The 25,937-nt window shown below is 57.3% G+C and carries 24 protein-coding genes and 1 rRNA gene; 20 read left to right on the forward strand and 5 right to left on the reverse strand.

Annotation, left to right across the window (positions count from 1 at the left end; translation table 11 throughout):
* Positions 1–332 (forward strand): transposase family protein (locus BLW10_RS11265; RefSeq protein ID WP_091334769.1); only part of this gene is annotated, 332 nt, incomplete at its 5' end.
* Between the two features lie 219 nt (positions 333–551).
* Here the strand turns inward: BLW10_RS11265 and metK are convergent.
* Entirely contained in the window at positions 552–1,742 is a 1,191-nt protein-coding gene (gene metK / locus BLW10_RS11270; RefSeq protein WP_091334771.1) for a methionine adenosyltransferase, read from the reverse strand.
* Positions 1,743–1,955: 213 nt separating this feature from the next.
* On the opposite strand from metK, the gene BLW10_RS11275 reads away from it, so the two are divergent.
* The 8 genes from BLW10_RS11275 to lpxK all read left to right on the forward strand — a co-directional run bounded on the left by BLW10_RS11275 (position 1,956) and on the right by lpxK (position 11,752).
* Positions 1,956–2,513 carry a thioredoxin family protein gene (locus BLW10_RS11275; RefSeq protein ID WP_091334774.1) on the forward strand — a complete coding sequence of 186 codons (558 nt, stop codon included), beginning with the start codon at positions 1,956–1,958 and terminating at the stop codon, positions 2,511–2,513.
* A gap of 276 nt (positions 2,514–2,789) precedes the next feature.
* Complete coding sequence (gene tkt, locus BLW10_RS11280) at positions 2,790–4,793, forward strand: transketolase (protein ID WP_091334776.1); 2,004 nt, start codon at positions 2,790–2,792, stop codon at positions 4,791–4,793.
* Positions 4,794–4,959: 166 nt separating this feature from the next.
* A complete protein-coding gene (gene gap / locus BLW10_RS11285) occupies positions 4,960–5,961 on the forward strand; it encodes a type I glyceraldehyde-3-phosphate dehydrogenase (RefSeq protein WP_091334778.1) in 1,002 nt (333 codons plus the stop codon).
* Between the two features lie 77 nt (positions 5,962–6,038).
* Positions 6,039–6,518, forward strand: a complete 480-nt coding sequence (locus tag BLW10_RS11290; RefSeq protein WP_091334780.1) for a Uma2 family endonuclease — start codon at positions 6,039–6,041, stop codon at positions 6,516–6,518.
* Positions 6,519–6,622: 104 nt separating this feature from the next.
* Positions 6,623–7,804, forward strand: a complete 1,182-nt coding sequence (locus BLW10_RS11295; protein WP_091334782.1) for a phosphoglycerate kinase — start codon at positions 6,623–6,625, stop codon at positions 7,802–7,804.
* A 147-nt stretch (positions 7,805–7,951) separates the two neighbouring features.
* Entirely contained in the window at positions 7,952–9,394 is a 1,443-nt protein-coding gene (gene pyk, locus BLW10_RS11300; RefSeq protein WP_091334784.1) for a pyruvate kinase, read from the forward strand.
* A gap of 161 nt (positions 9,395–9,555) precedes the next feature.
* Positions 9,556–10,620 carry a class II fructose-bisphosphate aldolase gene (gene fba / locus BLW10_RS11305; RefSeq protein ID WP_091334785.1) on the forward strand — a complete coding sequence of 355 codons (1,065 nt, stop codon included), beginning with the start codon at positions 9,556–9,558 and terminating at the stop codon, positions 10,618–10,620.
* 136 nt (positions 10,621–10,756) lie between these two features.
* The gene (lpxK, locus tag BLW10_RS11310) at positions 10,757–11,752 is read left to right on the forward strand and encodes a tetraacyldisaccharide 4'-kinase (protein ID WP_091334814.1); all 996 of its coding nucleotides are present in this window, start codon (positions 10,757–10,759) and stop codon (positions 11,750–11,752) included.
* Between the two features lie 10 nt (positions 11,753–11,762).
* Here the strand turns inward: lpxK and BLW10_RS11315 are convergent, their stop codons facing one another.
* The 4 genes from BLW10_RS11315 to BLW10_RS11330 all read right to left on the reverse strand — a co-directional run bounded on the left by BLW10_RS11315 (position 11,763) and on the right by BLW10_RS11330 (position 17,266).
* The gene (locus tag BLW10_RS11315; protein ID WP_091334787.1) at positions 11,763–14,651 is read right to left on the reverse strand and encodes an ATP-binding protein; all 2,889 of its coding nucleotides are present in this window, start codon (positions 14,649–14,651) and stop codon (positions 11,763–11,765) included.
* A 122-nt stretch (positions 14,652–14,773) separates the two neighbouring features.
* Entirely contained in the window at positions 14,774–15,088 is a 315-nt protein-coding gene (locus BLW10_RS11320; RefSeq protein ID WP_091334789.1) for a Rieske (2Fe-2S) protein, read from the reverse strand.
* Positions 15,088–16,197, reverse strand: coding sequence for an anthranilate phosphoribosyltransferase (locus BLW10_RS11325; protein ID WP_091334791.1), 1,110 nt, complete (start codon positions 16,195–16,197; stop codon positions 15,088–15,090). Before BLW10_RS11325 ends, BLW10_RS11320 begins: the two co-directional genes overlap by 1 nt.
* Before the next feature lie 178 nt (positions 16,198–16,375).
* Positions 16,376–17,266 (reverse strand): carbon-nitrogen hydrolase, encoded by an 891-nt coding sequence (locus BLW10_RS11330; RefSeq protein ID WP_091334793.1) that lies wholly within the window; start codon positions 17,264–17,266, stop codon positions 16,376–16,378.
* Between the two features lie 16 nt (positions 17,267–17,282).
* Here BLW10_RS11330 and BLW10_RS13820 point away from each other — a divergent pair, with 16 nt between their 5' ends.
* From BLW10_RS13820 to BLW10_RS11385, 11 genes are all read left to right on the forward strand, one after another.
* Positions 17,283–17,507 carry a hypothetical protein gene (locus tag BLW10_RS13820; RefSeq protein ID WP_143117060.1) on the forward strand — a complete coding sequence of 75 codons (225 nt, stop codon included), beginning with the start codon at positions 17,283–17,285 and terminating at the stop codon, positions 17,505–17,507.
* Positions 17,508–17,519: 12 nt separating this feature from the next.
* Positions 17,520–18,281 carry a metal-dependent hydrolase gene (locus tag BLW10_RS11335; RefSeq protein WP_091334794.1) on the forward strand — a complete coding sequence of 254 codons (762 nt, stop codon included), beginning with the start codon at positions 17,520–17,522 and terminating at the stop codon, positions 18,279–18,281.
* 153 nt (positions 18,282–18,434) lie between these two features.
* Positions 18,435–19,394, forward strand: a complete 960-nt coding sequence (locus tag BLW10_RS11340; protein WP_091334797.1) for an acetyl-CoA carboxylase carboxyltransferase subunit alpha — start codon at positions 18,435–18,437, stop codon at positions 19,392–19,394.
* Between the two features lie 35 nt (positions 19,395–19,429).
* Positions 19,430–20,830, forward strand: coding sequence for a tRNA lysidine(34) synthetase TilS (tilS, locus tag BLW10_RS11345; protein ID WP_091334799.1), 1,401 nt, complete (start codon positions 19,430–19,432; stop codon positions 20,828–20,830).
* Between the two features lie 108 nt (positions 20,831–20,938).
* Complete coding sequence (locus tag BLW10_RS11350) at positions 20,939–21,607, forward strand: riboflavin synthase (RefSeq protein WP_091334801.1); 669 nt, start codon at positions 20,939–20,941, stop codon at positions 21,605–21,607.
* Positions 21,608–21,666: 59 nt separating this feature from the next.
* Positions 21,667–22,794 (forward strand): bifunctional 3,4-dihydroxy-2-butanone-4-phosphate synthase/GTP cyclohydrolase II, encoded by a 1,128-nt coding sequence (ribBA, locus tag BLW10_RS11355; RefSeq protein WP_091334803.1) that lies wholly within the window; start codon positions 21,667–21,669, stop codon positions 22,792–22,794.
* Positions 22,795–22,849: 55 nt separating this feature from the next.
* Positions 22,850–23,320: a 6,7-dimethyl-8-ribityllumazine synthase gene (gene ribH / locus BLW10_RS11360; RefSeq protein ID WP_091334805.1), complete on the forward strand. Its 471-nt coding sequence runs from the start codon at positions 22,850–22,852 to the stop codon at positions 23,318–23,320.
* 10 nt (positions 23,321–23,330) lie between these two features.
* Positions 23,331–23,849: a transcription antitermination factor NusB gene (gene nusB / locus BLW10_RS11365; RefSeq protein WP_091334807.1), complete on the forward strand. Its 519-nt coding sequence runs from the start codon at positions 23,331–23,333 to the stop codon at positions 23,847–23,849.
* Between the two features lie 10 nt (positions 23,850–23,859).
* Complete coding sequence (thiL, locus tag BLW10_RS11370; RefSeq protein WP_091334809.1) at positions 23,860–24,816, forward strand: thiamine-phosphate kinase; 957 nt, start codon at positions 23,860–23,862, stop codon at positions 24,814–24,816.
* Between the two features lie 19 nt (positions 24,817–24,835).
* The gene (locus BLW10_RS11375) at positions 24,836–25,336 is read left to right on the forward strand and encodes a phosphatidylglycerophosphatase A family protein (protein ID WP_091334811.1); all 501 of its coding nucleotides are present in this window, start codon (positions 24,836–24,838) and stop codon (positions 25,334–25,336) included.
* A gap of 415 nt (positions 25,337–25,751) precedes the next feature.
* Positions 25,752–25,937: ribosomal RNA gene (locus BLW10_RS11385) — 16S ribosomal RNA — on the forward strand; the annotation flags it as partial.

The following is a 25,937-nucleotide window of genomic DNA, read 5'->3' on the forward strand; positions in this document are numbered from 1 at the left end:
AATTCGATTTAGAACTTCCATGGTTTAAGAAAAAAACAATGCTGGCAGATCTCGGATTTTTAGGGGCAAACAAAGATTATGGGTCAAAATCCAAGGTCGTTTTACCACATAAAAAACCAAGAAAGTCTAAGAAAAATCCATCTCCAGCTTTGACCGAAAAGCAGGAAAAAGCGAATAAAGCGCACGCCAAAAAGCGCGTTGTTGTTGAACATGCTATTGGAGGCATGAAGCATTTTTACTGCCTAACACATCGCGTTCGTAATCAATCCGTTGTATTCATTGACCAATTTTTGGGACTTGGAGCCGGACTCTGGAACTTCAAAATAGCCTAAAATCAATAAGTTAGCGTGCGGTACAAGTCTATTAGTCATAACCAAACTCCTCTCTGTTGATGTGAAATCGAACTCATTGAACTCAGTTAAGTAGCAGGTTTCGATTCACCTGATAGGGTGAGTATCAAGCTATCGGATACAGCACCTGCAAGCGTGTCAAGCGCATTCACAATAGGCACTCCCTCGCCCATCTCAATCATCCTTGCATTCAAATCACTCTCAAATCCCCGCTGCGGCCCGCAATTCCTCGGCCTTATCGGTACGCTCCCAAGTAAATCCAGGCTCAGTGCGCCCAAAATGACCGTAAGCTGCCGTGTCTTGATATTTAATCAAGTCGCGATTGGTCAAATCGAGCATCCGAATAATGCCATAGGGCCGCAAATCAAAATGTGCCCGAATCAGCTCAATAATGCGATCTTCGCTAATTTGATTCGTGCCGAAGGTTTCAATCGACACCGAAGTCGGTTCGGCTACACCAATCGCATAGGAAACTTGAATCTCGCATTTATCCGCTAAACCAGCGGCGACGATATTCTTGGCGACATAGCGCCCAGCATAAGCCGCCGAGCGATCTACTTTTGAGGGATCTTTACCGGAAAATGCGCCGCCACCATGCCGTGCCATGCCGCCGTAAGTGTCAACGATAATCTTGCGCCCGGTCAGACCGCAATCACCAACCGGCCCGCCGATGACAAATTTACCAGTCGGATTGATGTGGTACTGCGTACCGGCATGGAGCCAGCCAGTTGCGCCCAGCACTGGCTTAATAATTTCTTCCATCACGGCTTCATGCAGCACGCTATCGCTGACTTCTTCGCTGTGCTGAGTTGAAAGCACGACAGCATCGACGCCAACTGGTTTGCCATGACTATAACGCACCGTGATTTGCGATTTCGCATCAGGACGTAACCAGGGTAATGTGCCGTTTTTACGCACTTCAGCTTGACGTTTGACTAAGCGATGCGCGTAATCAATTGGGGCGGGCATGAGCAAGTCGGTTTCATTGGTAGCATAGCCGAACATCAAGCCCTGATCGCCTGCGCCCTGCGCTTCTTCGTGCTCGCGGTCAACACCTTGATTGATGTCTTTTGATTGCTCGCCGAGCGCAATTAAGACGCCGCAATTATTACCATCAAAACCGACATCAGAATTGTCATAGCCGATTTCTTTAACGACACGGCGCACGACCTTTTCATAGTCGATTTTTAAATCGGCATCAGTGACGGTGATTTCACCGGCCAGCATGACGAATCCGGTTTTAACGAGCGTTTCGCAGGCGACACGCGCTTTAGCATGATTGGGGTCGCGGCGATAGATCTCGTCGAGGACGGCGTCGGAAATCTGGTCGGCCATTTTGTCCGGATGGCCTTCGGAAACGGATTCGGAGGTAAAGATGTAGTCCTTGCTCATGTCGCTGTACGAGACCTAGGGTTTGAGCGCCTGAGGGCGCGTTGATGAAGCCGGGCATGATAGCGCGTCGATTTGGTGCGTGAAACCAGCCGCCGCGCCAAACGTCGAGTGGATGGGCAGTCATTGTGCGCTGCAAGATTTTGAATTGCGCCGAGTTCCGGTACCATCGGCGGATTCTCACCACTGACAGACCGACACTCGGAGGACGCCGCGATGGTCTCGACTCAAACCCCTCTCTATGACTTTGGCGCACCGGCGCCCGACTTCGCCCTGCCGGGGGTCGATGGGCGGGTCTGGACACGCGACCAGTGCGCCGGGCCGCGTGGTCTGCTGGTGATGTTCATCTGTAATCACTGCCCCTATGTTCAGGCGATCCGTGATCGGCTGGTGCGCGATGTGCGTGAGCTGACGGCGCTGGGTATCGGCTGTGTGGCGATTAGCGCCAACGATGCGACTGATTATCCCGAAGATTCATTTGAGAATATGCAGCGCGTGGCCAGCGAATGGGGCTTTACGTTCTCGTATCTCTACGATGAGAGCCAAGCGATTGCGCGGGCATATGGTGCGGTCTGCACGCCGGATTTCTTCGGCTATAACGCGGAACTCGGGTTGCAGTATCGTGGACGACTTGATGCCAGCCGCAAAGAGGCTGCGCCGCCGGATGTGCGCCGCGATTTGTTTGAGGCGATGAAACAGGTTGCTGAGCGCGGTGAGGGGCCAGCGGAGCAGATTCCTAGCATCGGGTGTTCGATCAAGTGGAAGGCAGAGTAACTGCTGCCACGCCGTTCGGTGCTGCACCGTTCGTCGAACTGGCGAACGGCGGCGCGGATACCAGATAAAAATGCTGGTCATTTTAAGCGTCAATTCTTAATATTAGAAAATTACAGTTCGCTGAACTAACCCTCGGTTTTTTCAGGCCAAGTGCCCACAGCCGAGACCGTGATGTCTCGCGGCGCATTCGGTGGTTGTCCTGACAGGTCGCTGCCGATGGGTTTCATGCGCACATTTTTCGACCATCGCTAACTCACCGTTTCAGGAGGGACTTCAATGTCCTCACGCAGAGAACTCGCCAATGCCGTCCGTGCCCTTGCTATGGATGCCGTCCAGAAGGCCAATTCTGGCCATCCGGGCGCACCGATGGGGATGGCCGACATCGCCGAGGTGTTGTGGAACGACTTTATGCGCCACAACCCGAACAACCCGAAGTGGGCTGACCGCGACCGCTTCGTGTTGTCCAATGGTCACGGCTCGATGCTGATTTATGCGCTGCTGCATCTGACTGGCTATGACCTGAGCACCGAGGATTTGAAGCAGTTCCGGCAGTTGCACTCAAAAACGCCGGGGCATCCTGAGTACGGCTACGCGCCGGGCGTTGAGACCACGACTGGGCCGCTTGGTCAGGGCATCACCAATGCGGTTGGGATGGCGATTGCCGAAAAAGCACTAGCCGCGCAGTTCAATAAACCGGGGCATACACTCGTCGATCACAACACCTATGTGTTTTTGGGCGATGGCTGCTTGATGGAAGGCATTTCGCATGAAGCCTGTTCGCTGGCGGGTGCGCTGGGTCTGGGCAAGCTGATTGCGATTTACGACGATAACAATATTTCGATTGATGGCGAAGTGCGCGGTCACGGCACTACGCCCGGGTGGTTCCTCGACGACACACCGAAGCGGTTTGAAGCCTACGGCTGGCATGTGATTCCGAAAGTTGATGGACACGATGCCGATGCGATCAAGGCGGCGATTGAACAAGCGCGGGCGGTTGCTGATAAGCCGAGCCTGATTTGCTGCCAGACGATCATTGGTTTTGGCTCGCCGAACAAGCAGGGTAAAGAAGAGTGTCACGGTGCGGCGCTGGGCGATGCGGAAATTGCGCTGACCCGCGAAAACTTGGGCTGGAATCACGAACCGTTTGTGATCCCAGAGAACGTGCGGCAGGGCTGGGATGCCAAAGCACGCGGCGCGGCGGCTGAGGCGGAGTGGAACGCGAAGTTCGAGGCCTATGCGCAAGCATTTCCGGCGGAAGCGGCTGAGTTCAAACGGCGCATGGCGGGTGAATTGCCGGCTGATTGGTCAGAAAAAGCCGATGCCTTTATTCAGTCTGTCATCGAGAAAGGCGAGACGATTGCCTCGCGCAAAGCTTCGCAAAATGCGCTCAACGGTTTTGGCCCGCTGCTGCCGGAATTGATGGGCGGGTCGGCGGATCTGGCTGGCTCAAACTTGACGCTGTGGAAGGGCTGCACGGGCGTGAGCAAAACCAGCGGCGGCAACTATATCTACTACGGCGTGCGCGAGTTTGGCATGTCGGCGATGATGAACGGCATCGCGCTGCACGGCGGGTTCATCCCCTATGGTGCGACCTTCCTGATGTTCTCCGAGTATGCCCGCAATGCGCTGCGCATGGCGGCGCTGATGAAGCTCTCGTCGATCTTTGTTTACACGCATGATTCCATCGGTCTGGGCGAGGACGGCCCGACACACCAGCCAGTTGAGCAGATCCCGACGCTGCGGATGATCCCGAACATGAGCGTGTGGCGTCCGTGTGACGCGGTGGAATCGGCGGTCTCTTGGAAGCTGGCGATTGAGCGTAAGGGTGCGCCGAGCTGCTTGATTTTCTCGCGGCAGAATCTGGCGCACATGCCACGCAGTGATGAGCAATTAGCCAACATTGCACGCGGTGGTTATATCCTACGCGATTGCGCTGGCACCCCGGATGCGATCATTATCGCCACGGGTTCTGAAGTCGAACTGGCAATGCAGGCGGCTGAAGCCATGAGCGACAAGGCGATCCGCGTGGTCTCGATGCCTTCGACTGATACCTTTGACAAGCAAGATGCTGCTTATAAAGAAGCGGTGTTGCCCAAAGCGGTCACAGCACGGGTTGCAGTTGAAGCGGCGGTGACTGACGGTTGGTGGAAATACGTCGGCAGCGCCGGAGCAGTGCTGGGCGTGGATCGGTTCGGCGAATCGGCCCCGGCGGGCGCATTGTTTAAGGAGTTCGGCTTCACGGTCGAGAATCTGGTCGCTACCGTGCGCGGCGTGCTCTAATGGTTTAACCATTTGGTTGAACCGCACAGGCGCACAGAACGCAAAGCATTTAATTGTTACAGCATTCAAAAACTTTGGGGTCTGTGTGTCCTGTGCGGTTCAAAAAAAACAACATCATCTCCACACAACAACATTTTCAATCCAGCACTGAACGGAGCTTAAACGCATGACAATTAAGGTTGGCATCAATGGGTTTGGTCGCATCGGCCGCATGGCATTCCGGGCGATTGCCAAAGACTTCCCGGGCATCGAAGTGGTAGCGATTAACGACCTGCTTGATCCCGATTACCTAGCCTATATGCTCAAGTACGATTCGGTACACGGTAATTTTCAGGGCGACATTGCGGTTGATGGCCACACCATGATCGTCAATGGCAAAAAGATTCGTCTGACCGCCGAGCGCGATCCGGCAAACCTAAAGTGGAATGACGTTGGTGCAGAATTAGTGATCGAATGCACTGGCTTTTTCCTTGATGAAGAATCCTGCCAAAAGCACATTCAAGCTGGCGCAAAGAAAGTTGTGCAAAGCGCCCCGTCGAAAGACGCGACCCCGATGTTTGTCTATGGTGTCAACCACCACACCTACGCCGGACAAGCCATCATCTCGGCGGCCTCCTGCACCACCAACTGTCTGGCACCCGTAGCCAAAGTGCTGCACGACAACTGGGGCATCAAACGCGGCCTGATGACCACCGTTCACGCAGCAACCGCGACGCAAAAGACGGTTGACGGCCCATCGATGAAAGATTGGCGCGGCGGTCGCGGGATTCTCGAAAACATCATCCCCTCCTCCACAGGCGCGGCCAAAGCGGTCGGCAAAGTGCTGCCGGAACTCAACGGCAAACTCACCGGCATGGCCTTCCGCGTCCCGACCTCCGACGTATCAGTTGTTGACCTAACGGTCGAACTCTCAAAAGAAGCCAAATACGACGAAATCTGCGCCGCCATGAAAGCCGCCTCTGAGACAGGCGACCTCGCAGGCGTACTGGCCTACACCGAAGAAAAGGTCGTCTCGACCGACTTCCGAGGCAAAAGCACACCCTCAGTATTCGACGCAGAAGCGGGTATCGCACTCGACCCGACCTTCGTCAAGATTGTGGCTTGGTACGACAACGAATACGGCTACACCTGCAACATGCTGCGCATGGTTGAGCATGTAGCCAAATAAATTTTCAGCGTTATTCCGCGTTTTCAGCGGCCAACTTTTTAATTGGTCGCTGAAAGCGAATAACCGGATCACTGGCCATGCACTGGAACGAAGTCTGCGCACACCCAAATTTACGCGATCTGCCGTTCAAAATTGAAACCAACGAACACGGCGAGATTATAATGAATGCCGTCAAAGTCATTCATTCGCTCTATCAGGGTGAAATCGAATTTCTATTGCGCTCATTACTGACAGGCGGGCGGACACTACCCGAATGCGCGATCCGCACCCGCAAAGGAACACGAGTGGCTGATGTCGCCTGGGCAAGTGATGAGCGGATTCGTATTATTCGCGGCGAAACGGATTGCTCAATTGCCCCGGAGATTTGTGTCGAAGTCCGTTCTGGCAGCAACACAACCGACGAACTAACCGAAAAACGGGCGCTCTATTTCGAGAGTGGTGCACAAGAAGTCTGGATATGCTGTGATGGCGCGATGGCGTTTTATACCGCAGCCGGACATTTAGAACAGTCGCGTTTCGTTCCGAAATTTCCAGCGCACATTCAATTAGACGATTAGCGCGATCATTAAAACCCTGCGCCAAGCCCCGAGGCTTCGCGGATGGCTTTAAATTCAATAAAGTTCAAACGCCTGATTCACATTTCACGAGGAGAGACCGACTCATGTCCTTCATCAAGCTCACTGACCTAGATCTAACCGGCAAACGGGTGCTGATCCGCTCGGATCTCAACGTACCGGTCAAAAACGGTCAGGTCACCTCGGATGCACGCATCACCGCCTCGCTGCCGACCTTTGAGCACTGCCTCAAAGCGGGCGCACGGGTGATGGTCATGTCGCATCTGGGTCGCCCCGAAGAAGGCGTGTTCTCTGAAGCTGATTCACTGGCACCGGTTGCCACCGCGCTGGCCGCCAAACTCGGACGCGACGTGCGCCTGATCCGCGATTATCTCGAACACGCGCCCGCAGTCGCAGAAGGCGAATTAGTGCTACTAGAAAATGTGCGTTTCAACGCCGGCGAAGGCAAAGACAACGAAGCCCTATCAAAACAATACGCCGCGCTCTGTGATGTCTACGTCATGGACGCCTTCGGCACCGCGCACCGCGCTCAAGCATCCACGCATGGCGCGGGCAAATTTGCGCCGGTCGCCTGCGCTGGACTGCTGCTGGCCGAAGAACTCGACGCCCTACAACAAGCACTCGCCAATCCAGCCCGCCCGATGGTTGCCATCGTTGGCGGCTCCAAAGTCTCAACCAAACTCACCGTACTCGAATCGCTGTCAGAAAAAGTCGATCAACTCGTGGTCGGCGGTGGCATCGCCAACACCTTCCTCGCAGCGGCGGGCTTTCCGGTTGGCAAATCGCTATGTGAGCATGACTTGATTCCAACCGCACAGGCGCTGATGGAAAAAATGGCAGCACGCGGCGCGAGCATCCCGATAGCCACCGATGTCGTCTGCGGCAAGCAATTCAACGAGACCGAACCGGCTGTCACCAAAGCTGCCGCTGAAGTCGCTGACGACGACATGATTTTCGACATCGGCCCCGACTCAGCACAAGCCCTAGCTGACATCATTGCCAACGCTGGAACCATCGTCTGGAACGGCCCGGTTGGCGTATTCGAGTTCGACCAATTTGGCGGCGGCACCAAGACCATTTCACTAGCCATTGCCAACGCCGCAGGCTTCAGCCTTGCCGGAGGCGGTGACACCATCGCCGCGATTCAAAAATACGACATCTACAACCAAGTCTCCTACATCTCGACGGCTGGCGGCGCGTTCCTCGAATATCTCGAAGGCAAAACGCTGCCGGCTGTTGCCATGCTCGAAGCCCGGGCGCAGAACTAAATTCAGCACTCAGCTTCCAGCGATCAGCCGCCTGCTTCCAGTGTACCGCCTCTCACCTCCCGCGCCCCAGGGCGCAGAAGTCAGCGGCTCACTGCTGGACGCTGGGCGCTGACGGCTGGATGCTAAGATGCTTGAGGCTCATACACAATGCCAAGACGCACTAAGATCGTTGCAACTCTGGGGCCGGCGACCGATCCGGTTGCTGTAACGGATGAAATCCTCGCTGCTGGTGTCGAGGTCGTTCGGCTCAATCTCTCGCATGACACCCATGACCGCCACCGCGAACGCGCCACCCGCACCCGCGAGCGGGCGTTAGCGGCTGGGCGCGAAGTCGCCGTACTCATGGATTTGCAAGGCCCAAAAATCCGCATCGGTAAATTCACCAACGGCAAGATTGAATTAGTCAAAGGCGACCGTTTTGCCATTGACATCGCCTGCCCGATTGATGCCGGTGACCAAGAGCGCGTCGGTACCACCTATATTCAACTCGCCAATGACGTGCGCCACGGTGACACACTGCTGCTTGATGACGGCGCAATTGAACTCTGGGTCGAAACTGTTATTGCTGGCCGCATTGAATGCCATGTTGTGACCGGCGGCACGCTGTCGAATAATAAAGGCATCAATAAAAAAGGTGGCGGACTGTCTGCGCCAGCACTGACCGAAAAAGATAAAGACGATATCCGCTTTGCCGCTGAAATCGACGCTGATTATTTAGCCGTATCATTCGTGCGCAATGGCGATGATGTGCGGCTGGCGCGGGAATTATTTTATCAAGCTGGTGGACGCGGCGGAATTGTCGCTAAAATCGAGCGAGCCGAATCACTCAAGTGCATCGACGATATTATTCACGCCGCTGATGCAATCATGGTGGCACGCGGTGATTTAGGCGTTGAAATCGGTGATGCGGAATTACCTGCCGTGCAAAAGCACCTGATTAGTCGTGCCCGCGAACTCAATTCTGTGGTGATTACTGCGACGCAAATGATGCAGTCGATGATCGAGCATCCGATTCCGACCCGCGCCGAAGTGTTCGATGTTGCCAATGCGGTGCTTGACGGTACGGATGCGGTGATGCTGTCGGCGGAAAGCTCAATTGGCAAAAATCCGGCGAAAGTTGTCGAAGCACTGGATCGAATTTGTCTTGAAGCGGAAAAAAATGTCACCCGCTCCGGTCATCGGCTTGATTCCGTATTCGGGCGCGTCGATGAAGCTATTGCGATGGCGGCCATGTATACGGCGAATCATTTAGGCGTCAAAGCGATTGCGGCGCTGACTGAAACCGGCTCGACCGTGAAATGGATGTCACGCATTAGTTCCGGCATTCCGATTTATGGCTTAACGCGCTCGGTGCCCACACAACGGAAGCTGTGTTTATTTCGCGGCGTTTATCCGATTAGCTTTGATGTGGCCAGCACCGATATGCACGAAGTCAACTGTGCAGTGATTGAAGAAATGCTGCGTCAGGGCACGGTACAAGATGGCGATTTGGTGATTATTACCAAAGGCGACCGCTCTGGTGTTGAAGGTCAAACCAATATTATGAAGATCATGCGCGTCGGCGAGCATCGGCTCTTAAATGACGACTGAGCGTTGTTTATAGACAGGATTAACAAGATTGGAACAGGATTTACAGGATTTCTTTAAAAAAATTCGATCAATCCTGTCAATCCTGAATCATCCTGTTAATCCTGTCTCAATTCGACGCAGCTTCACCCGATTTCTTCCACCACACAACACGAGGACATCTCATGGCCCTAATTTCAATGCGTCAGATGCTCGATCACGCTGCCGAACACGGCTACGGCGTGCCGGCTTTTAACGTCAACAACTTAGAGCAAATGCGCGCCATCATGGAAGCGGCTGACGAGACCGATTCGCCGGTCATCGTTCAAGCCTCTGCGGGTGCGCGTAAATACGCGGGTGCGCCGTTTTTGCGGCATCTGATTCTGGCGGCTATCGAAGAGTGGCCGCATATTCCGGTGTGTATGCACCAGGATCATGGCACCTCGCCTGCGGTTTGCCAGCGTTCGATTCAGCTTGGTTTTAGCTCGGTGATGATGGACGGCTCGCTTGGCGAGGACGGCAAGACACCGGCGACCTATGAATACAATATCGAAGTCACCCGCCGCACTGTCGAAATGGCTCATGCCTGTGGCGTGTCGGTTGAGGGCGAGCTAGGCTGCTTGGGTTCGCTGGAAACCGGACAGGCTGGCGAAGAAGACGGCATCGGCGCTGAAGGCACGCTCGATCATAGCCAGTTGCTGACCGATCCGAACGAAGCGGCTGATTTCGTGAAAAAAACCGGCGTTGATGCGTTGGCGATTGCGATTGGCACCTCGCACGGCGCGTACAAATTCACCCGTCCGCCGACTGGTGACATTCTGGCTATCGAGCGCATCAAGGAAATTCACACTCGCATCCCGACCGTGCATTTAGTCATGCACGGCTCGTCTTCGGTGCCGCAAGAGTGGCTAAAGATCATCAACGAATACGGCGGCGACATGGGCGAAACCTATGGCGTGCCGGTCGAAGAAATCGTCGAGGGCATCAAGCACGGCGTGCGCAAGGTCAACATCGACACCGATTTACGCATGGCCTCCACCGGTGCGATTCGCAAGAATCTGCATGACGACCGCAAGAATTTCGATCCACGCAAATACTTCATCGCAGCAACCAAAGCGATGAAGGAGATTTGTAAAGCGCGTTACGAAGCCTTCGGCACGGCGGGTAATGCCAGCAAGATCAAGGTCATTTCGCTTGAAGCCATGACGGCACGTTATGCCAAAGGCGAGTTAGAGCCGAAGGTGAATTAACTCCGCGATCAGCGACCCGCTTTCAGCCGCCAGCGTGCTGAATGACTAGTGCGGAGTGATGGACAAAAGGGATGCTGATGGCATCCCTTTTTTTGTGTGCGTGTTGCGTCCGCTGCGACTAACTGAAGCTCAATCAATGTATCGATTTGATCCAACTGCGCTCTGGTACGGCGGCCAGCACACCCGTCAGCCGCTGTTTTGGCTGTTATTGCCGTTGTCGTGGCTGTATGCAGCGCTGATGCGCCTTCGGTGGTGGGCGTATCGGCGCGGCTGGTTCGCCTGCGAACGCCTGCCGGTGCCAGTCATTGTGGTCGGTAATCTCACCGTCGGCGGCACTGGCAAAACGCCGATGGTGCGCTATCTGGTTGAATTACTGCGCTCACACGGCTGGCGACCGGCGATCATCACCCGTGGCTATGGCGGTCGGGCGAGCGACTGGCCGCAAGTGGTCACGCCTGATTCAGACCCCGAACAGGTCGGCGATGAGCCTGTATTGCTGGCGCGGCGTGCGGGCTGTGTGGTCGTTGCCGGGCCGGATCGCGTCGCTGCCGGACGGCTGGCGCTGAAACTCAGCGGCTGTGACATTGTGGTCAGTGATGACGGGCTTCAGCATCAGCGGCTGGTGCGAGATTTGGAGATCGCGCTGATCGACGGCGTGCGCGAGCTGGGCAATGGGCGCTGTCTACCCGCTGGCCCGTTGCGTGAACCCGCCGAGCGGCTCCAGCATGTCGATTTAGTGCTGTATAAAGGCGGGCAGCGACACGGACAGCGGCTGCTGTTGCAGTGCGGTGAGTTGGTCAATCTGCGCAATCCAGCGCAGCAGCGCCCATTAGCTGATTGCAGCGGTCAGCGCGTGCGGGCGGTCGCTGGGATCGGTCATCCTGACCTGTTCTTTGCGCAACTCGAAGCCGCCGGGCTGGTGGTGGAGCCGTGGCCTTATCCTGACCATCATCGTTATTCGGCTGCTGATTGTGCCAGTTGGCGCGGGCTGCCGGTGGTGATGACCGAAAAAGATGCCGTCAAATGCGCCGCGTTCGCTGACGCCGATCACTGGGTTTTGCCCGTGACCGCGCAGCTTGATCCAGAGTCGGATGCGCGGCTGCTGGCGCAACTTGAGGCACTGCGGTTTTAGCTGTCAGCTATCAGCTATCCGCCCCCAGCCGCTCCAACACTTCATCAAAACGCAGCGCATCCAGATCGGCCTGCATTGCCGTAAGCGTCTCGCGTCCATACTGCTGTTCGAGTGCTGGCTGCAAGGCGGCGAATAATTGCCGCGCTGGGCGCGGGCGATGGGCGTGGAGCGCGGCGCGTAAGGCATCAAGTTGCGCAGTATCAGTTGGGTTCGGCAGATCGGTACGCAGCGGCTCCGGTGCGGTGGCGGTGCGCAGATGATTACGGATGGTCTGCGCGAGCGCGACGAGCTGGGCATTCAATGCCGCTAGATCGGTCGTGCTCGGCGGGTGTCCGGCGCGGAGGTGCTGTTCGATGCTGTGGGCGAGGTGGGCGAGATCTAGTGCCCCGATATTGGCCGCGACACCACGCAGTCGATGCAGCCGCTGGTTGGCATTGAGATATGCGCCCTGATCGAGTGCTACCTGCAATTCCGTGTGCAGCGGTTCGATTTCTGCCATAAAGCCCTGCAACAAGCGCCGTAAACAGTCGGCTTCACCCTGACAGAGTTGATCGAGCCGTTCGGGTGCGATGCCCGCAAGCCTGAGCAGCGGCCCAGAGCGCGGCGCGGGCGCGGTGCTCGATGTCGGCACGGCGTCTGGGGCTGGTGGGGCGATTGACAGCGGCGGCAGCCAGCGGGCCAGCACCGCGACTAATTGCTCACGATCCAGCGGTTTGGGCAAAAAGTCGTTACAGCCGGCTTGATGCGTGCGCTGTTGTTCTTGCGACATCACGCCCGCTGTCAGGGCGATGATCGGTAGATCGCGCAAGCCCAACGCATCGCGAATAGCGCGAGTGGCGCTCAAGCCATCGAGCACCGGCATTTGCACATCCATCAGCACCGCATCAAAGACCGTCGGCGTGCGTTTTAAGCAGTCGAGCGCCTGCTGACCATCGCCAGCGGTGTGAATCTGCGCCCCTTCCAGCTCCAGCATCCGTTCGACCACACGCAGATTGAGCGGCACATCATCGACGACTAAAAACCGCCGGCCCGCTAAACGCGGTTGACCCGCGGCGCTCATCAGCGCCGCTGAATGATCGTGATTGACCACAGCGGCAGCAGTGCGCGCAAAGCGCAGTTCAAACCAAAAGGTGCTGCCCACCCCGTCGCAGCTCTCGACGCCAATCTGACCGCCCATGCGCTCGACTAAGCGTTTGCAAATCGACAGCCCAAGCCCGGTGCCTCCAAAGCGGCGGCTGATGCCCGCATCGGCTTGGGTGAAGGGCTGAAATAATCCGGCTAATGCCGATTCGCTCAAGCCAATGCCAGCGTCCTGCACGCTGAAGCGCAACAGCACCGAGGCGTCGGTCAACTCTAAACAGCGGGTGTGTACGGTGACGCTGCCTTGCGTGGTGAATTTGATGGCATTGCCGATGAGATTGGTCAAAATTTGTTCCAGTCGGAGCGCATCGCCGACTAATGCGCCGCTGAATGTGGGCGCGGTCTCGACCTGTAAGCTCAAGCCTTTGGCCTGTGCGGTCGTGCCAAGCAGGGCGCTGAGATGCTGCAATAGCGCGGTGAGATCAAAGGGTTGCGCATCGAGTTGCAGATGACCGGATTCAATGCGTGAAAAATCGAGAATATCGTTAATCAGCCCCAGCAACGAGCGGCCCGCGATGCGCACCTGTTCGAGCAATTCGCGCTGATCGCGGCTCAACGTGGTCTGCTCCAGAATCTGTGTCAGCCCGAGTACAGCATTGAGCGGGGTACGGATTTCATGGCTCATATTGGCCAAAAATTGTGATTTGACCTCGGCACTGCGCTCGGCTTCGCGCCACGCCTGCTCTAGTTCGCGTTCATGGCGTTTGCGTTCCATGTAAAACCACGCCAGCACCGCCAACACCACGATCAAGCCGCCCTGGGTGGCGCGAGCGAAGCGTTCGATGAGGATCAATTGCGGCGCATCGCTCTGCGCGATGACGAAGGCTTCGAGCTGGCCGACGACATTGCGCACCGGCACAAAAAACAGGCAGTAAGCGTGCTGATTGACGGTTTCATAGAGTCCGAAAGGGCGACCCTGCGCCATGCGTTCCTGAATCAGCAATATCTGTGAACGCAAGGCGGTTTGCAGCGGCGGGAGCAACGCATTGGGGGATACGCTGGTTGCTTCCTCGGCGTGTTCAAACACATAGTCCGGGTTGAGCGCAAAGTCGTTATAAATCTGGCGCTGACTGTCGAATATTTTGCTAAAAACGCTCGCTTTATTGAGCACGAACAGAAATTGCTCATCGCGGTTGAGTGCGTTGAGATGGTGTTCGATGATCTGAAATGGAAAGCTGATTTCGACGCTGCCGAGATGTTCCCCGTCGCGCAGGAGTGGAAAGAGAAAGCGAAAGCCGTGAAACACGCGCCCGGACTCAAAGCCAATGGTTGGGCGCAATTCGGTATTGGTGATGCGGACGGAATCGCGGATATCGGCGAGAGTGTCGCCGTATTTTTCTGGTTTGTGCATCCGCAGATAGCTACGCCCGTCTGGGGTGTGAAAATGGAGCTGACGCAAGCCGTTGTGATGCAGCCGTTGATAGGTCGGAGCGAGTGCGACAAATAACTGCTGACGTGCCTGATCGCGGGCGGTGCCGTTGCTATGAATACCAGCAGCGAATAAATCCAGTGTTTCGGGTTTATTGATGGTTTCATCGAGCACGGTTTGCGCCCAGAGTCCCAGACCGTTAATCACGGACGCATAGGCGACTTCGACCTGTGCGAGCTTGGCGCGGATTTCGGTGTCGATCTGCTGGCGCATGGCCCACTCGACCAACCCTACGCTGAGTGCGGTTGTGACGAGGAAACCAAACAGAGTGCCAAGCACGAGGCGGCGGTCGAGCGGGCGGCGGACAGTCGTCCCATGAACATCAGACACGATATACAACCAGCTTGAGCGAAGTTTGAGGAATGGCTTTTAGCTTTCAGCGTCCAGCGATCAGCCGCCAGCAATCAGCACGATCAAGCTGGAAGCTGGTAGCTGAAAGCTGGACGCTCACCTCACCCCAGTCCAATCCAGATCTGTCCATCGCGAACTTGTACCGGAAAGACGCGAATCGGCTGGTCAGCCGGGGGGTCGAGTGGGTCGCCAGTTTCCAAACTGAAGCGGCTGCCGTGGAGTGAGCATTTGATGCACGCGCCGTCGAGACAGCCAAACGATAGCGGGTAATCGTCGTGGCTGCATTGATCTTCGACAGCGTGATAGCGACCGGCAACATGCGCCAGAATCAGCCGCTGGCCGTTGTGGGTGAGCTTGATAAATTGGCCGTCGGGAATGGTAGCGCAGGCGGCAACGGCGACAAAAGTTTCGGCCATTAGCGCACCCGCCGAGCGGCGCGGCCGCTGTCGAGCACATCGCGTAAGCGGTCGGCGGCGACAGTGAGCGAGCGTTCGCGCCCCAGATGCCAGAGAATCAACGCGCCACCTAAAACTAGGCTGTCATAGGTTGGGCCTTTGGCGCCGGCGAGTGCGGCTAATCCGGCTTCGGCGGCGGCGTGCGCGGTGGCGATAACATCGACGGCAACCGCGATCTCATCGCCTGGGCGCGTGGTTTGCGGCAGGTCTTCCGGCAGTGGCACGGCACGGACGGTCTGTTCGATGCCGAGCGCGGGTGGGTCAATCTCAAAGGCTTGTTCTTCGGCGTGATGTTGGTAGCTAAAACAGGCGCCCGTCTGCCGCAGTGACGGAATGACACCGCCTTCAACGCCGCGAATCAGCAACGCCGAATCGAACCCGGCATGACGCGCCAGCATGGCGTAGATGCGTGGGTAGGGTTTATGAACATAGCCGGTGATGAGATGGGTGTGTTTGCGGCCGTGAATCGGTCGCGCCAGCACTTCGGTGGTGGTGATGACTTGGCGCTTGACGATGGTGGAGCGCAGATCAACGAGATTATGTAGCGGGGCGCAAAACGCCTGTTGATCGACATAGCTCCAACCGAGTTCGGGATCGGCGAGCCGGTCGGCGGCTTCTACGGGCGAGAGATCGACCGGCACGCCCGCTGCTTCAAAGATGTGACGATGGGTAATGCCGAATTTGGGGCCGACGGCGTGAGCGCCGTGACTGATGCTGGCCACACCGCATTCAGCGAGCAATGGCAGTAAAAACGGGGCGGCGGGCAAACAGCGGTTATAGCCGTCATAGGGATCGGCGATGTCAACCACCTCATCGACAGCGGCGACAACCTGACCGGTTGCTTCGCGGATAGCGTCGAGCACGCCCTTCATTTCGTCATCGGTCTCGCGCTTCATGCGCAGTGCGATCAAAAAAATACCGGCTTGCACCGGATCGACCGTGTTGTCGAGGATCGCACGCATTCCGGCGCGGGCTTCATCGAGCGTAATACTTTTGGAGAGTTCCGGGCCGGTAGCGATGCGCTGAATAATCGAACGCATCAACAGCTTTGGGTCGTCAAGTTGAGACATACTATGACCTCATGCGGGGTGGGTTGGGAGAATAAAAATTGTGTAAATTTAGACAGGATTAACAGGATGTTTCAGAATTGACAGGATTCTTTTAGAAAGATTGATTTTGAATTTAAAAATCCCGTGAATCTTGAACAATCCTGTTAATCCTGTCTAAATTGTTAAATTTTAATTTCAGTTAATCACGAAAACGCCGCGCCAGATCGCCATAGGCATCAATACGCCGATCACGCAAAAACGGCCAGAGTCGGCGGGCGGGTTCGGTGCGGGTCAGATCGACATGCGCCACTAATAGCTTCGGTGCTTGATCGTCAGCCTGCGCGAGCAGTTCGCCCTGTGGCCCACACACGAATGAATTGCCCCAAAAATTCATGCCGGAGGTGATCCCATTTGGGTCGGGTTCATGGCCGACGCGATTGCAGGCCGCGACACTCAAGCCATTAGCAATCGCGTGCCCGCGCTGAATCAGCGTCCAAGCTTGAATCTGGCGCTCGCGCTCTTCGGGGGTTTCATTCGGACTGGTGCCGATGCTGCTGGGATAGAGCAGAATTTGCGCTCCGGCTAGGGTCAGCGCCCGCGCTGCTTCTGGAAACCATTGATCCCAGCCGCTCAATACGCCGAGCCGCCCGACAGCAGTATCGACCGGATTAAATCCCAAATCGCCTGGCGTAAAATAAAACTTCTCATAACAACCGGGTACATCAGGAATGTGCATTTTGCGATAAATGCCAACCAGCGCCCCATCCGTATCAATCACAATCGCCGTATTGTGATACAGCCCCGGCGCACGCTGTTCAAATAATGAACCGACAATCACCAATTCCAGTTCACGCGCCAGCGCACTCAATCGCTCAGTGGTCGGCCCCGGAATTGGCTCGGCTAAATCAAATAGATCGGAATTTTCGCTCTGACAAAAATACGGGCCAGTATGCAACTCCGGCAACAACACCAACGCACAGCCACGAATCGACGCGGCGCGGATCGCCGCTTCGCAATCCTCCAGATTCGCCGCCGTACTGCCTTGATCGGATTGCTGCACCAGCGCAAGCGTTAAAAATGGGCGGGGCATAAGGTTCGCACTCCAAATGAATCTACCCGACATTATCCGCGCATTCGCTGCTGTTGTGGTCATCACACGACCGATTTTGTACTGTGTCAGTATCGCAACAACACGCCAACCGACCGGCCATCCGGTGCGCGTTGTGCGCCCAACGGCACAACCCCCTACAATCGTCAATCATCCCAATCCATTCACCAGTCCAGTCTGTCCGCTCATCGCCACATGCTGGCGGCTGGACGCTGCAAGCTGAAAGCGCCCTTCCATGGCTAATTTTCAAACGCATCTTAATGTTGGCATTCTGGTCAGTGCCGCCGCGACCCTCTCGCTGCATGTGGCGGGTTTCAGCACCCAATCCCAGCTCCCGACGCTGTTTGTGCTCGGTGTGGCCGGCAGTCTGCTACCGGATATTGACTTAGAACGCTCCAAACCCACCGGCCTGCTGTTTAACGTACTCGGCGTGGCGCTGGCCTTTGCGATCACCTTGCCGCTCACCGGACGGTTTGTACCGCAGGCGCTGATTGCACTGTGGACGCTGGTGTTTTTGGCCACGCGCTATGGTGTGCTCAAAGTGTTTTCGAGCTTAACCGTACATCGCGGCGTATGGCACTCATGGCTGGCGATTGCCACCGTCACCTTAGCGACGACCGATCTGGCCTACTGGGTGTGGGAACATGCGCCCGAACGCGCTTGGATCGCCGGATTCATGGTCAGCATCGGCTACCTCACCCATCTGGTGCTTGATGAGCTATACAGCGTCGATCTATTCAATGCCCGCATCAAACGCTCATTCGGCACCGCGCTCAAACCCATCAGCCTCAAATATCCCTGGAGCACAATCACAATGGCCGCTGCACTGGTGGCGCTGATCTCAGTCGCGCCACCCATCACCGAACTACTGCAACAGCTTCATCTCGACCCACGCGCCACCCTAGCCGAATGGGAAGCCACACTGCATCAAGGCGCACACTGGATCGGCGGCTATCTCAAAGACGGCCTAAACCGCCTAAGCGTAGACAGCCGCTAATACACTGCACTTTCAACTTTAAACTTTCAGCGTTTTTCCGCGTTTTCAGCGGCCAAAAGCAAGACACTGTACTCAAGCGCCACGGTGCGCTAGATTACTAACCCTTTGCCTCGCGGCGCATGTTCGCGGGCCAACAACCACGATCTCGGGGCCATGGATCTCAACTTTCTCGATTTTGAACAACCCATCGCGGAACTCGAAGCCAAGATCGAGGAACTGCGCCTCGTGGGGCACGACAATGCCCTTAACTTTCAAGAAGAAATCGAACGGTTACAGGCCAAATGCCGCACACTCACCGAATCGATCTTCACCTCGCTGACCCCTTGGCAGATTTCGCAACTCTCGCGTCATCCGCAGCGCCCGTATCTACTCGATTATGTGCGGCGCATCTTCGATGAATTTCACGAACTGCACGGCGACCGCGCCTTCGCTGACGATCACGCCATCATCGGCGGCCTAGCGCGGCTCGATGGGCGAGCGGTCATGGTCATCGGCCATCAAAAAGGCCGCGACACCAAAGAAAAGATTCAGCGCAATTTCGGGATGCCACGTCCCGAAGGCTACCGCAAAGCCCTGCGCCTAATGGAAATGGCCGAACGCTTCCACATGCCAATTCTGACCTTCATCGACACCCCGGGCGCGTATCCCGGCGTTGGTGCCGAAGAACGCGGCCAAAGCGAAGCCATTGCCCGCAATCTGCGCGAGATGTCGCGACTACGCACGCCGATTCTCAGCACCGTCGTCGGCGAAGGCGGCTCCGGCGGCGCATTAGCGATTGGCGTCGGCGATTGGCTCGGCATGTTGCAGTTCAGTACCTATTCTGTGATCTCACCCGAAGGCTGCGCATCGATTCTGTGGAAAAGCGCCGACAAAGCGCAACTCGCCGCTGAAGCAATGGCCATTACCTCCGACCGGCTGCTCGAACAAGGCTTAGTCGATACCGTCATCCCCGAACCCCTCGGCGGTGCCCACCGCAATCCCGATCTCATGGCGCGGACACTCAAAGACGCCTTACTGACGCAATTAGCCGAATTAGATCGCGTCGAAATCGACACGCTCATTGACACACGCTATCAGCGGTTAATGGGATTTGGGCGCTTCAAAGAAGCCTGAGTCGGCGCGGATCTGATCTGGGGTGCGCTCGGGCCGTGAAAGCGTCGTTTACGCCGCAGGCGCTGTTAACACGGCTTGCACCCTTTGGAGCCGTGCCGCGTTACTGGGTCGCCTATAGCGGCGGCTTAGATTCCAGCGTGCTGCTCCATGCGCTGATTCAGCTTCGTCCACATCTGCCAGGCACCGCCGCACCGGATCGCATTCAAGCGGTGCATATCGATCACGGCTTACACCCGGATTCTGCCGCTTGGTCTGAACACTGTGCCGCTCAATGCGCGGCGCTGGCGGTTCCGCTGCACCGCGAACACCTGACCACACCCCCGGCGGCTGGTGAAAGTATTGAAGCTTGGGCGCGAGCGGCGCGGTATGCCGTGTTTCAGCGATTGCTTGCGCCGAGCGACCTACTGCTCACCGCACACCAGCGCGACGATCAAGCTGAAACCCTACTGCTGGCGCTGCTCCGTGGCAGTGGCCCACACGGATTAGCCGCGATGCCAGTCGCTGCACCGCTGGGCGCGGGTCAGCTTGTCAGACCGCTGCTTGATTTCGACCGCCACACCCTCGCCGACTATGCCGCGCAACAGGGTCTCGATTGGCGCGATGACCCCAGCAATGCGCACACGGCGTTCGACCGGAATTATCTGCGACACCAGATTATGCCGCTGCTCCGCGCCCGCTGGCCTGCCGCGACCGCCACCCTTGCCCGCAGTGCGCGACATTGTGCCGAAGCCGCCGACTGGATCGACCAACAGGCCGATCTCGCCTTAGCCGAAGTGCGCGGCATGTCGCCCGGCACCCTGACGCTGACCCCGTTAACACAGCTCGACCGACCCGTGCGCAAAGCGGTTGTGCGCCGCTGGCTAATGGAACGCGGTTTTCGACCGCCGGAAATGCCCATGCTCGACCGCGTGCTCGATGAACTGCCCGCCGCTCGCCCCGACGCCAATCCATGCGTGACCTGGACGGGATGCGAAGTGCGGCGCTATCGCGGTGCATTATTCGCGTTAGCGCCACTGCCGCGCCCGCCGTCACCTGAACTCAGCTTAACGTGGCAGATCGACGGCACAGCGTCCGTGCTCGAACTACCACCCGGCTATGGACGCTTAGAATGCGTACACTGTCCAGATGCCGCGCCAATACTGATGCAAATTCGATTCGGTCAGCTTGGTCACGGCTGCCGCACCAGCGCCAAGCGCCCGCGTCACAGCTTAAAACAGTGTTTGCAGACGGCGGGGATTCCAGTCTGGCTCCGGGCACATCTGCCGCTGCTGTTTCAAGATGAACAATTGCTTGCCGTCGCAGGTGTCAGCGCCTGTCAGAACGCGAACATCGCGCACCCGGCGCGGCTAACGCTGCGCTGGTCAGGATTTGACTGGGAGACGGATTGGCCACAATTGGGGCAGGTGCTCGAAGTGACAGTTAGAACGCAGCCCTAACACTGGTTCCAGCACTTACCCCTGAATGCTATCCTTCCACCACACACCGCGCACCCTGCGCCGATCCCCTCAAGCTGGAAGCTGGCCGCTGAAAGCTGGATGCTCCAAATGTTCACAGGCTTAATTCAATCCGTTGGCGTGCTGCACCGCCTCGAACCGCGTGGCGGCGATGTGCGCCTGAGCCTCGATGTTGGCACACTCTCGCTGGCTGGAGTCGCGCTCGGCGACAGCATCGCCGTCAATGGCGTCTGTCTGACCGCCGTGATGCTCACCGAACGCGGCTTTGCCGCTGATGTCTCACGCGAAACCCTAAATCTAACCACACTCGGCGCTCTCAAACCCGGAGCGCGGGTCAATCTCGAAAAAGCGTTGACGCTCTCGACACCACTCGGCGGCCATCTGGTCAGCGGTCATGTCGATGGCGTCGGCACCTTATTAGAACGGCAAGACGATGCCCGCTCCTGGCGGCTACGCATTCAAGCACCCGATGAGCTGGCGCGTTATATTGCCCACAAGGGTTCAATCTGCGTGGATGGCATCAGCTTGACCGTCAACCGCGTCGAGGGCGCGGTGTTTGAACTCAACATCGTGCCGCATACGCTTGAGCAAACCACCATCGGCGACTATCGCCCGGGCACGCGGGTCAATCTCGAAGTCGATTTGATCGCCCGCTATTTAGAACGGCTGTTGCTTGGCGATCAAGCGGCCGCATCGCCGCCGACCGGCTCACGCCTGACGCGACAATTTTTGGCTGAACATGGCTTTTTTGGCCAGTAAACACCCCAATTTGCCCATCCCGACCGATCATCGCCCACAGCACATTCCGTAACGACCTTATGAGCAGTACCGGCTTGAACACGACTGAGGAGATCATCGACGACCTGCGTGCAGGCAAGATGGTCATTATCATGGACGACGAAGACCGCGAGAACGAAGGCGACCTCTTGATGGCCGCCGACTGCGTCACGCCCGAAGCTGTGAATTTCATGGCCAAATACGGGCGCGGTCTGATCTGCCTGACTTTGACCAAAGAACGCTGCGAACGACTGCGCTTGCCGCTGATGGTCAGTGATAACCAAGCGGCGCATTCGACCGCCTTCACCGTGTCCATCGAAGCGGCGCACGGCGTGACCACAGGCATTTCCGCTGCTGACCGGGCGACGACTATCCGCGCTGCCGTTGCGCCCGAGGCTGGCCCGCGTGATCTGGTGCAACCTGGGCATATTTTCCCGCTCATGGCGCAACCAGGCGGCGTGCTAGTACGCGCTGGCCACACCGAAGCAGGATGCGATCTGGCGCGATTAGCGGGACTGACGCCAGCGGCGGTGATCGTCGAGATTCTCAACGAAGATGGCACGATGGCGCGGCGGCCCGATCTGGAAGCATTCGCCCACGCGCACGGCATCAAAATCGGCACCATCGCCGATCTGATCCATTATCGGATGCGCAACGAAACTGCCGTGATCCGCGAGTGTGAGGTCGAATTGCCGACTGTTCATGCGACCTTTAATCTCGTTGCCTACCGCGACACCATCGACAACGAACTGCATCTGGCGCTCACCCTCGGCGACATCGACCCCGAACAACCGACGCTGGTGCGCGTTCACTTACAGAATACGCTGTGCGATCTGTTCGAGACCACGCACAATGCTTGCGGCTGGCCGCTGCGGGCGGTGATGCAGCAGGTCGCCGAGGCCGGTTCCGGCGTCATCGTCGTGTTGCGCAACCGCGACCGTTCCGCTGATCTGCTCTGTCGGCTGAAAGATTTTCAGCTCCACGACCGCGATGATCCGGTTCCAGCACGGCAAGATCGCGCCGCGCTGCGCACCTATGGTCTGGGGGCGCAGATTCTGGCCGATCTCGGCGTGCGCAAGATGCGCGTAATGAGCGCCCCCAAAGCGATGCACGCCATTTCTGGTTTTGATCTGGAAGTGGTCGAATACACCGGCGGGCGGCCAACCTAAGCGCCCCCGCATCGCTCCACCCTACACGCAAGCTTTTTTCAGGCGGATGGTATCCATGCCGATTTCAGTTCTCGAAGGCGCACTCTGCGCCGATCACGCCCGTTTCTGTTTAGTGGTCGCCCGCTGGAACAGTTTTATCGTCGAAAGCCTCGAAAAGGGCGCGATTGATGCGCTCGTGCGGCATGGTGTGAACGCAGATGATCTCACCATCGTGCGCGTCCCCGGCGCGTTCGAGATGCCGGTTGCCATCGAACGCCTCGCCGCGACTGGGCGCTATGACGCCATCATCGCGCTGGGTGCGGTGATTCGCGGCGGTACGCCACATTTTGAATATGTCGCGGGTGAATGCGTCAAAGGCATGGCTCAGGTCAGCCTCAAGCATGGGCTGCCGGTTGCGTTTGGGGTGTTGACCGTCGATACCATCGAACAGGCGATTGAACGAGCTGGCACCAAAGCCGGCAACAAGGGCGCTGAGGCGGCGTTGTCCGCGTTAGAGATGGTGAATCTGTTGAGACAGATTGCTTAAGAATAAGAATATGACCAAGCCCGCCCCTGCTCCCCGCCCAATCAGCCCGCGCAGTCAATCGCGCCGCTATGCTGCACTCGCGCTCTATCAATGGCGCTTAACCGGCGATGATCCGATGTCGATTAAGCGCCATCTGCTCGACGATCCGAAATGGCTCGACGCGGTGGCCGCTTCGCTCAACGGCATCAGTGATGACGATGAGTTGAGCGCCGATGAGCGATTTAACTTCAACATCGAACTACTCGATGAACTCTTAAACGGCGTGCCCGCGCATATCAGCGAGATCGACGCCCAACTTGACCGCTTTCTCGACCGCCCGATCACCCAGGTCGATCCGGTCGAGCTGGCGATTCTGCGACTCGGTGCGTATGAAATTCTGTTTTCTGACAACATCCCCGACCGCGTGGCCATCAACGAAGCCGTCGAGCTGACTAAATTACTCGGTGCCCATGAGGGCCATAAATACGTCAACGGCGTGCTCGACAAGATCGCCCGCCGCAAAACCGGCGACATGGATCGCAAGCTCTGAGCGATGCGGCGTGTCTGAGTTTGCGCTAATCCGCCGTTATTTTGCGCATCTCGGTGCCGAGCGTGCTGATGTCGCGCTGGGTGTCGGTGATGATTGCGCCCTGCTGAACATCCCCGCCGGCCAAACGCTCGCTGTGAGCTTGGATACGCTGGTTTCCGGCGTGCATTTTTTTCCTGATGTCGCGCCCGAAGCACTGGGATATAAATCGCTCGCAGTTGGTTTGAGCGATCTGGCCGCGATGGGGGCCGATCCCGCTTGGGCAACGCTGGCGCTGACGCTACCGGCAGCGGATGAAACATGGCTGCGTGCCTTTGCCGCTGGTTTCGGACAACTCGCCAGCGCACACGGGCTGCAACTGATCGGCGGCGACACCACACGCGGCCCGCTGAGTGTGTCGATTCAAGTTCACGGCCTGATTCCAACCGGCACGGCGATTCGGCGTTCGGAAGCACGTCCCGGCGATGCCATCCTTGTCAGCGGCACGCTCGGTGATGCGGGATTAGCACTGCGCCACCGGCTCGCCGCTGCGCCGGTCGCTTCGGAATTACAACGCCGCTTGGATTATCCCGAACCTCGGGTCGCGCTCGGTCAGCGTCTGCGCGGCATCGCCAGCGCGATGATTGATCTCTCCGATGGTCTCGCCGCCGATCTCGGGCATCTTCTCGCCGCATCCGGCGTTGGCGCAGAACTGGAATTAGCACACCTCCCGCTCAGTCCATCGGTCGCCGCACAGGTCGCCGCGACGGGCGATTGGTCACTGCCGCTGGCATCCGGTGACGACTATGAACTATGTTTCTGTGTCCCAGCGCCGTCGCTGGGCAACATCGCATCACTCGCCGCCGAACTGAATGTAAACCTCACGCAGATTGGCTGGATTCGCGCCGAATCAGGGCTAACTTGCCGTTTACCCAACGGCGAGCGACTACCGACCCTGCCCGGCGGCTACGATCATTTCCGCACCGACTGACCTCAACCGGATCACCACCATGACCCATATCACCGGCTTTGATCGGCGCAACTGGCGGCATTGGCTCGCCTTCGGTTTTGGCTCGGGACTCGCGCCCAAAGCGCCCGGAACCTTCGGGACACTGGCCGCGATCCCGTTCTATCTTTTAATAGCGCCGCTGGCTTGGCCCTCCTATCTTGGCTTGATCGTCGTGTTGACGATACTCGGCATCTGGGTCTGCGACCGCACCGCCCGCGAACTCGGCGCAAAAGACCCATCGGCTATTGTCTGGGATGAATTCATCGGCTTCTTCATTACCATGCTGCCCGTCTCCGCAACAGTGCTCACCGCCACGCACGGCTGGATCTGGGTTGTGGCGGGATTTCTCGCCTTCCGACTGTTCGATATCTGGAAGCCCTGGCCGATCCGCGTCATCGACGAGCGCGTCGGCGGCGGACTTGGCATCATGTTAGATGACGTTCTGGCCGGACTCATGGCCGCAGCCGTGCTGTGGTTAGCGATCCGCTTCGGGGTTAGCTGAAGCCCATCTTGTCATGCCCGTGAAATAAATTTGATACGGTATTGACACAGAGGTTGGTAGGAGTAGAATGCGCGGCTCACCACGAAGCGGGAAGCTTCAGGAGGGCGGCGAAGCGGCACAGACAGTGCTGATTAAGTTGCGAGCCGAATCGCTGAAGACAAAGCAAAGCGGTACGGAGCTGAAAAAAGGAGTTGACAGTGGGAAGGGAAGCTGTAGAATGGTTGGTCTTGGCGGGGCGAAAGTTTCGCGAAGAACTTGAAAGAAATCAGATCTTTAACAAGCTGTTCAGATAATTTGTGTGGGGACTTTGAGGGTCGATTGGGAATCCAAGAGATCGGACAAGTTCTTACGAAAGTGAGACCTGTCGAGCAAGACACGGTTAAGCCTATTGACTTAGGTAAGACCAGAAGGACTTGAACTGAAGAGTTTGATCCTGGCTCAGATTGAACGCTGGCGGCATGCCTAACACATGCAAGTCGAACGGCAGCACAGGGGAGCTTGCTCCTTGGGTGGCGAGTGGCGGACGGGTGAGTAACGCATGAGAATCTGCCTGGCAGAGGGGGATAACCCGGGGAAACTCGGGCTAATACCGCATACGCCC

This window comes from Allochromatium warmingii (assembly GCF_900107145.1).
Classification (GTDB): Bacteria; Pseudomonadota; Gammaproteobacteria; order Chromatiales; family Chromatiaceae; genus Thermochromatium; species Thermochromatium warmingii.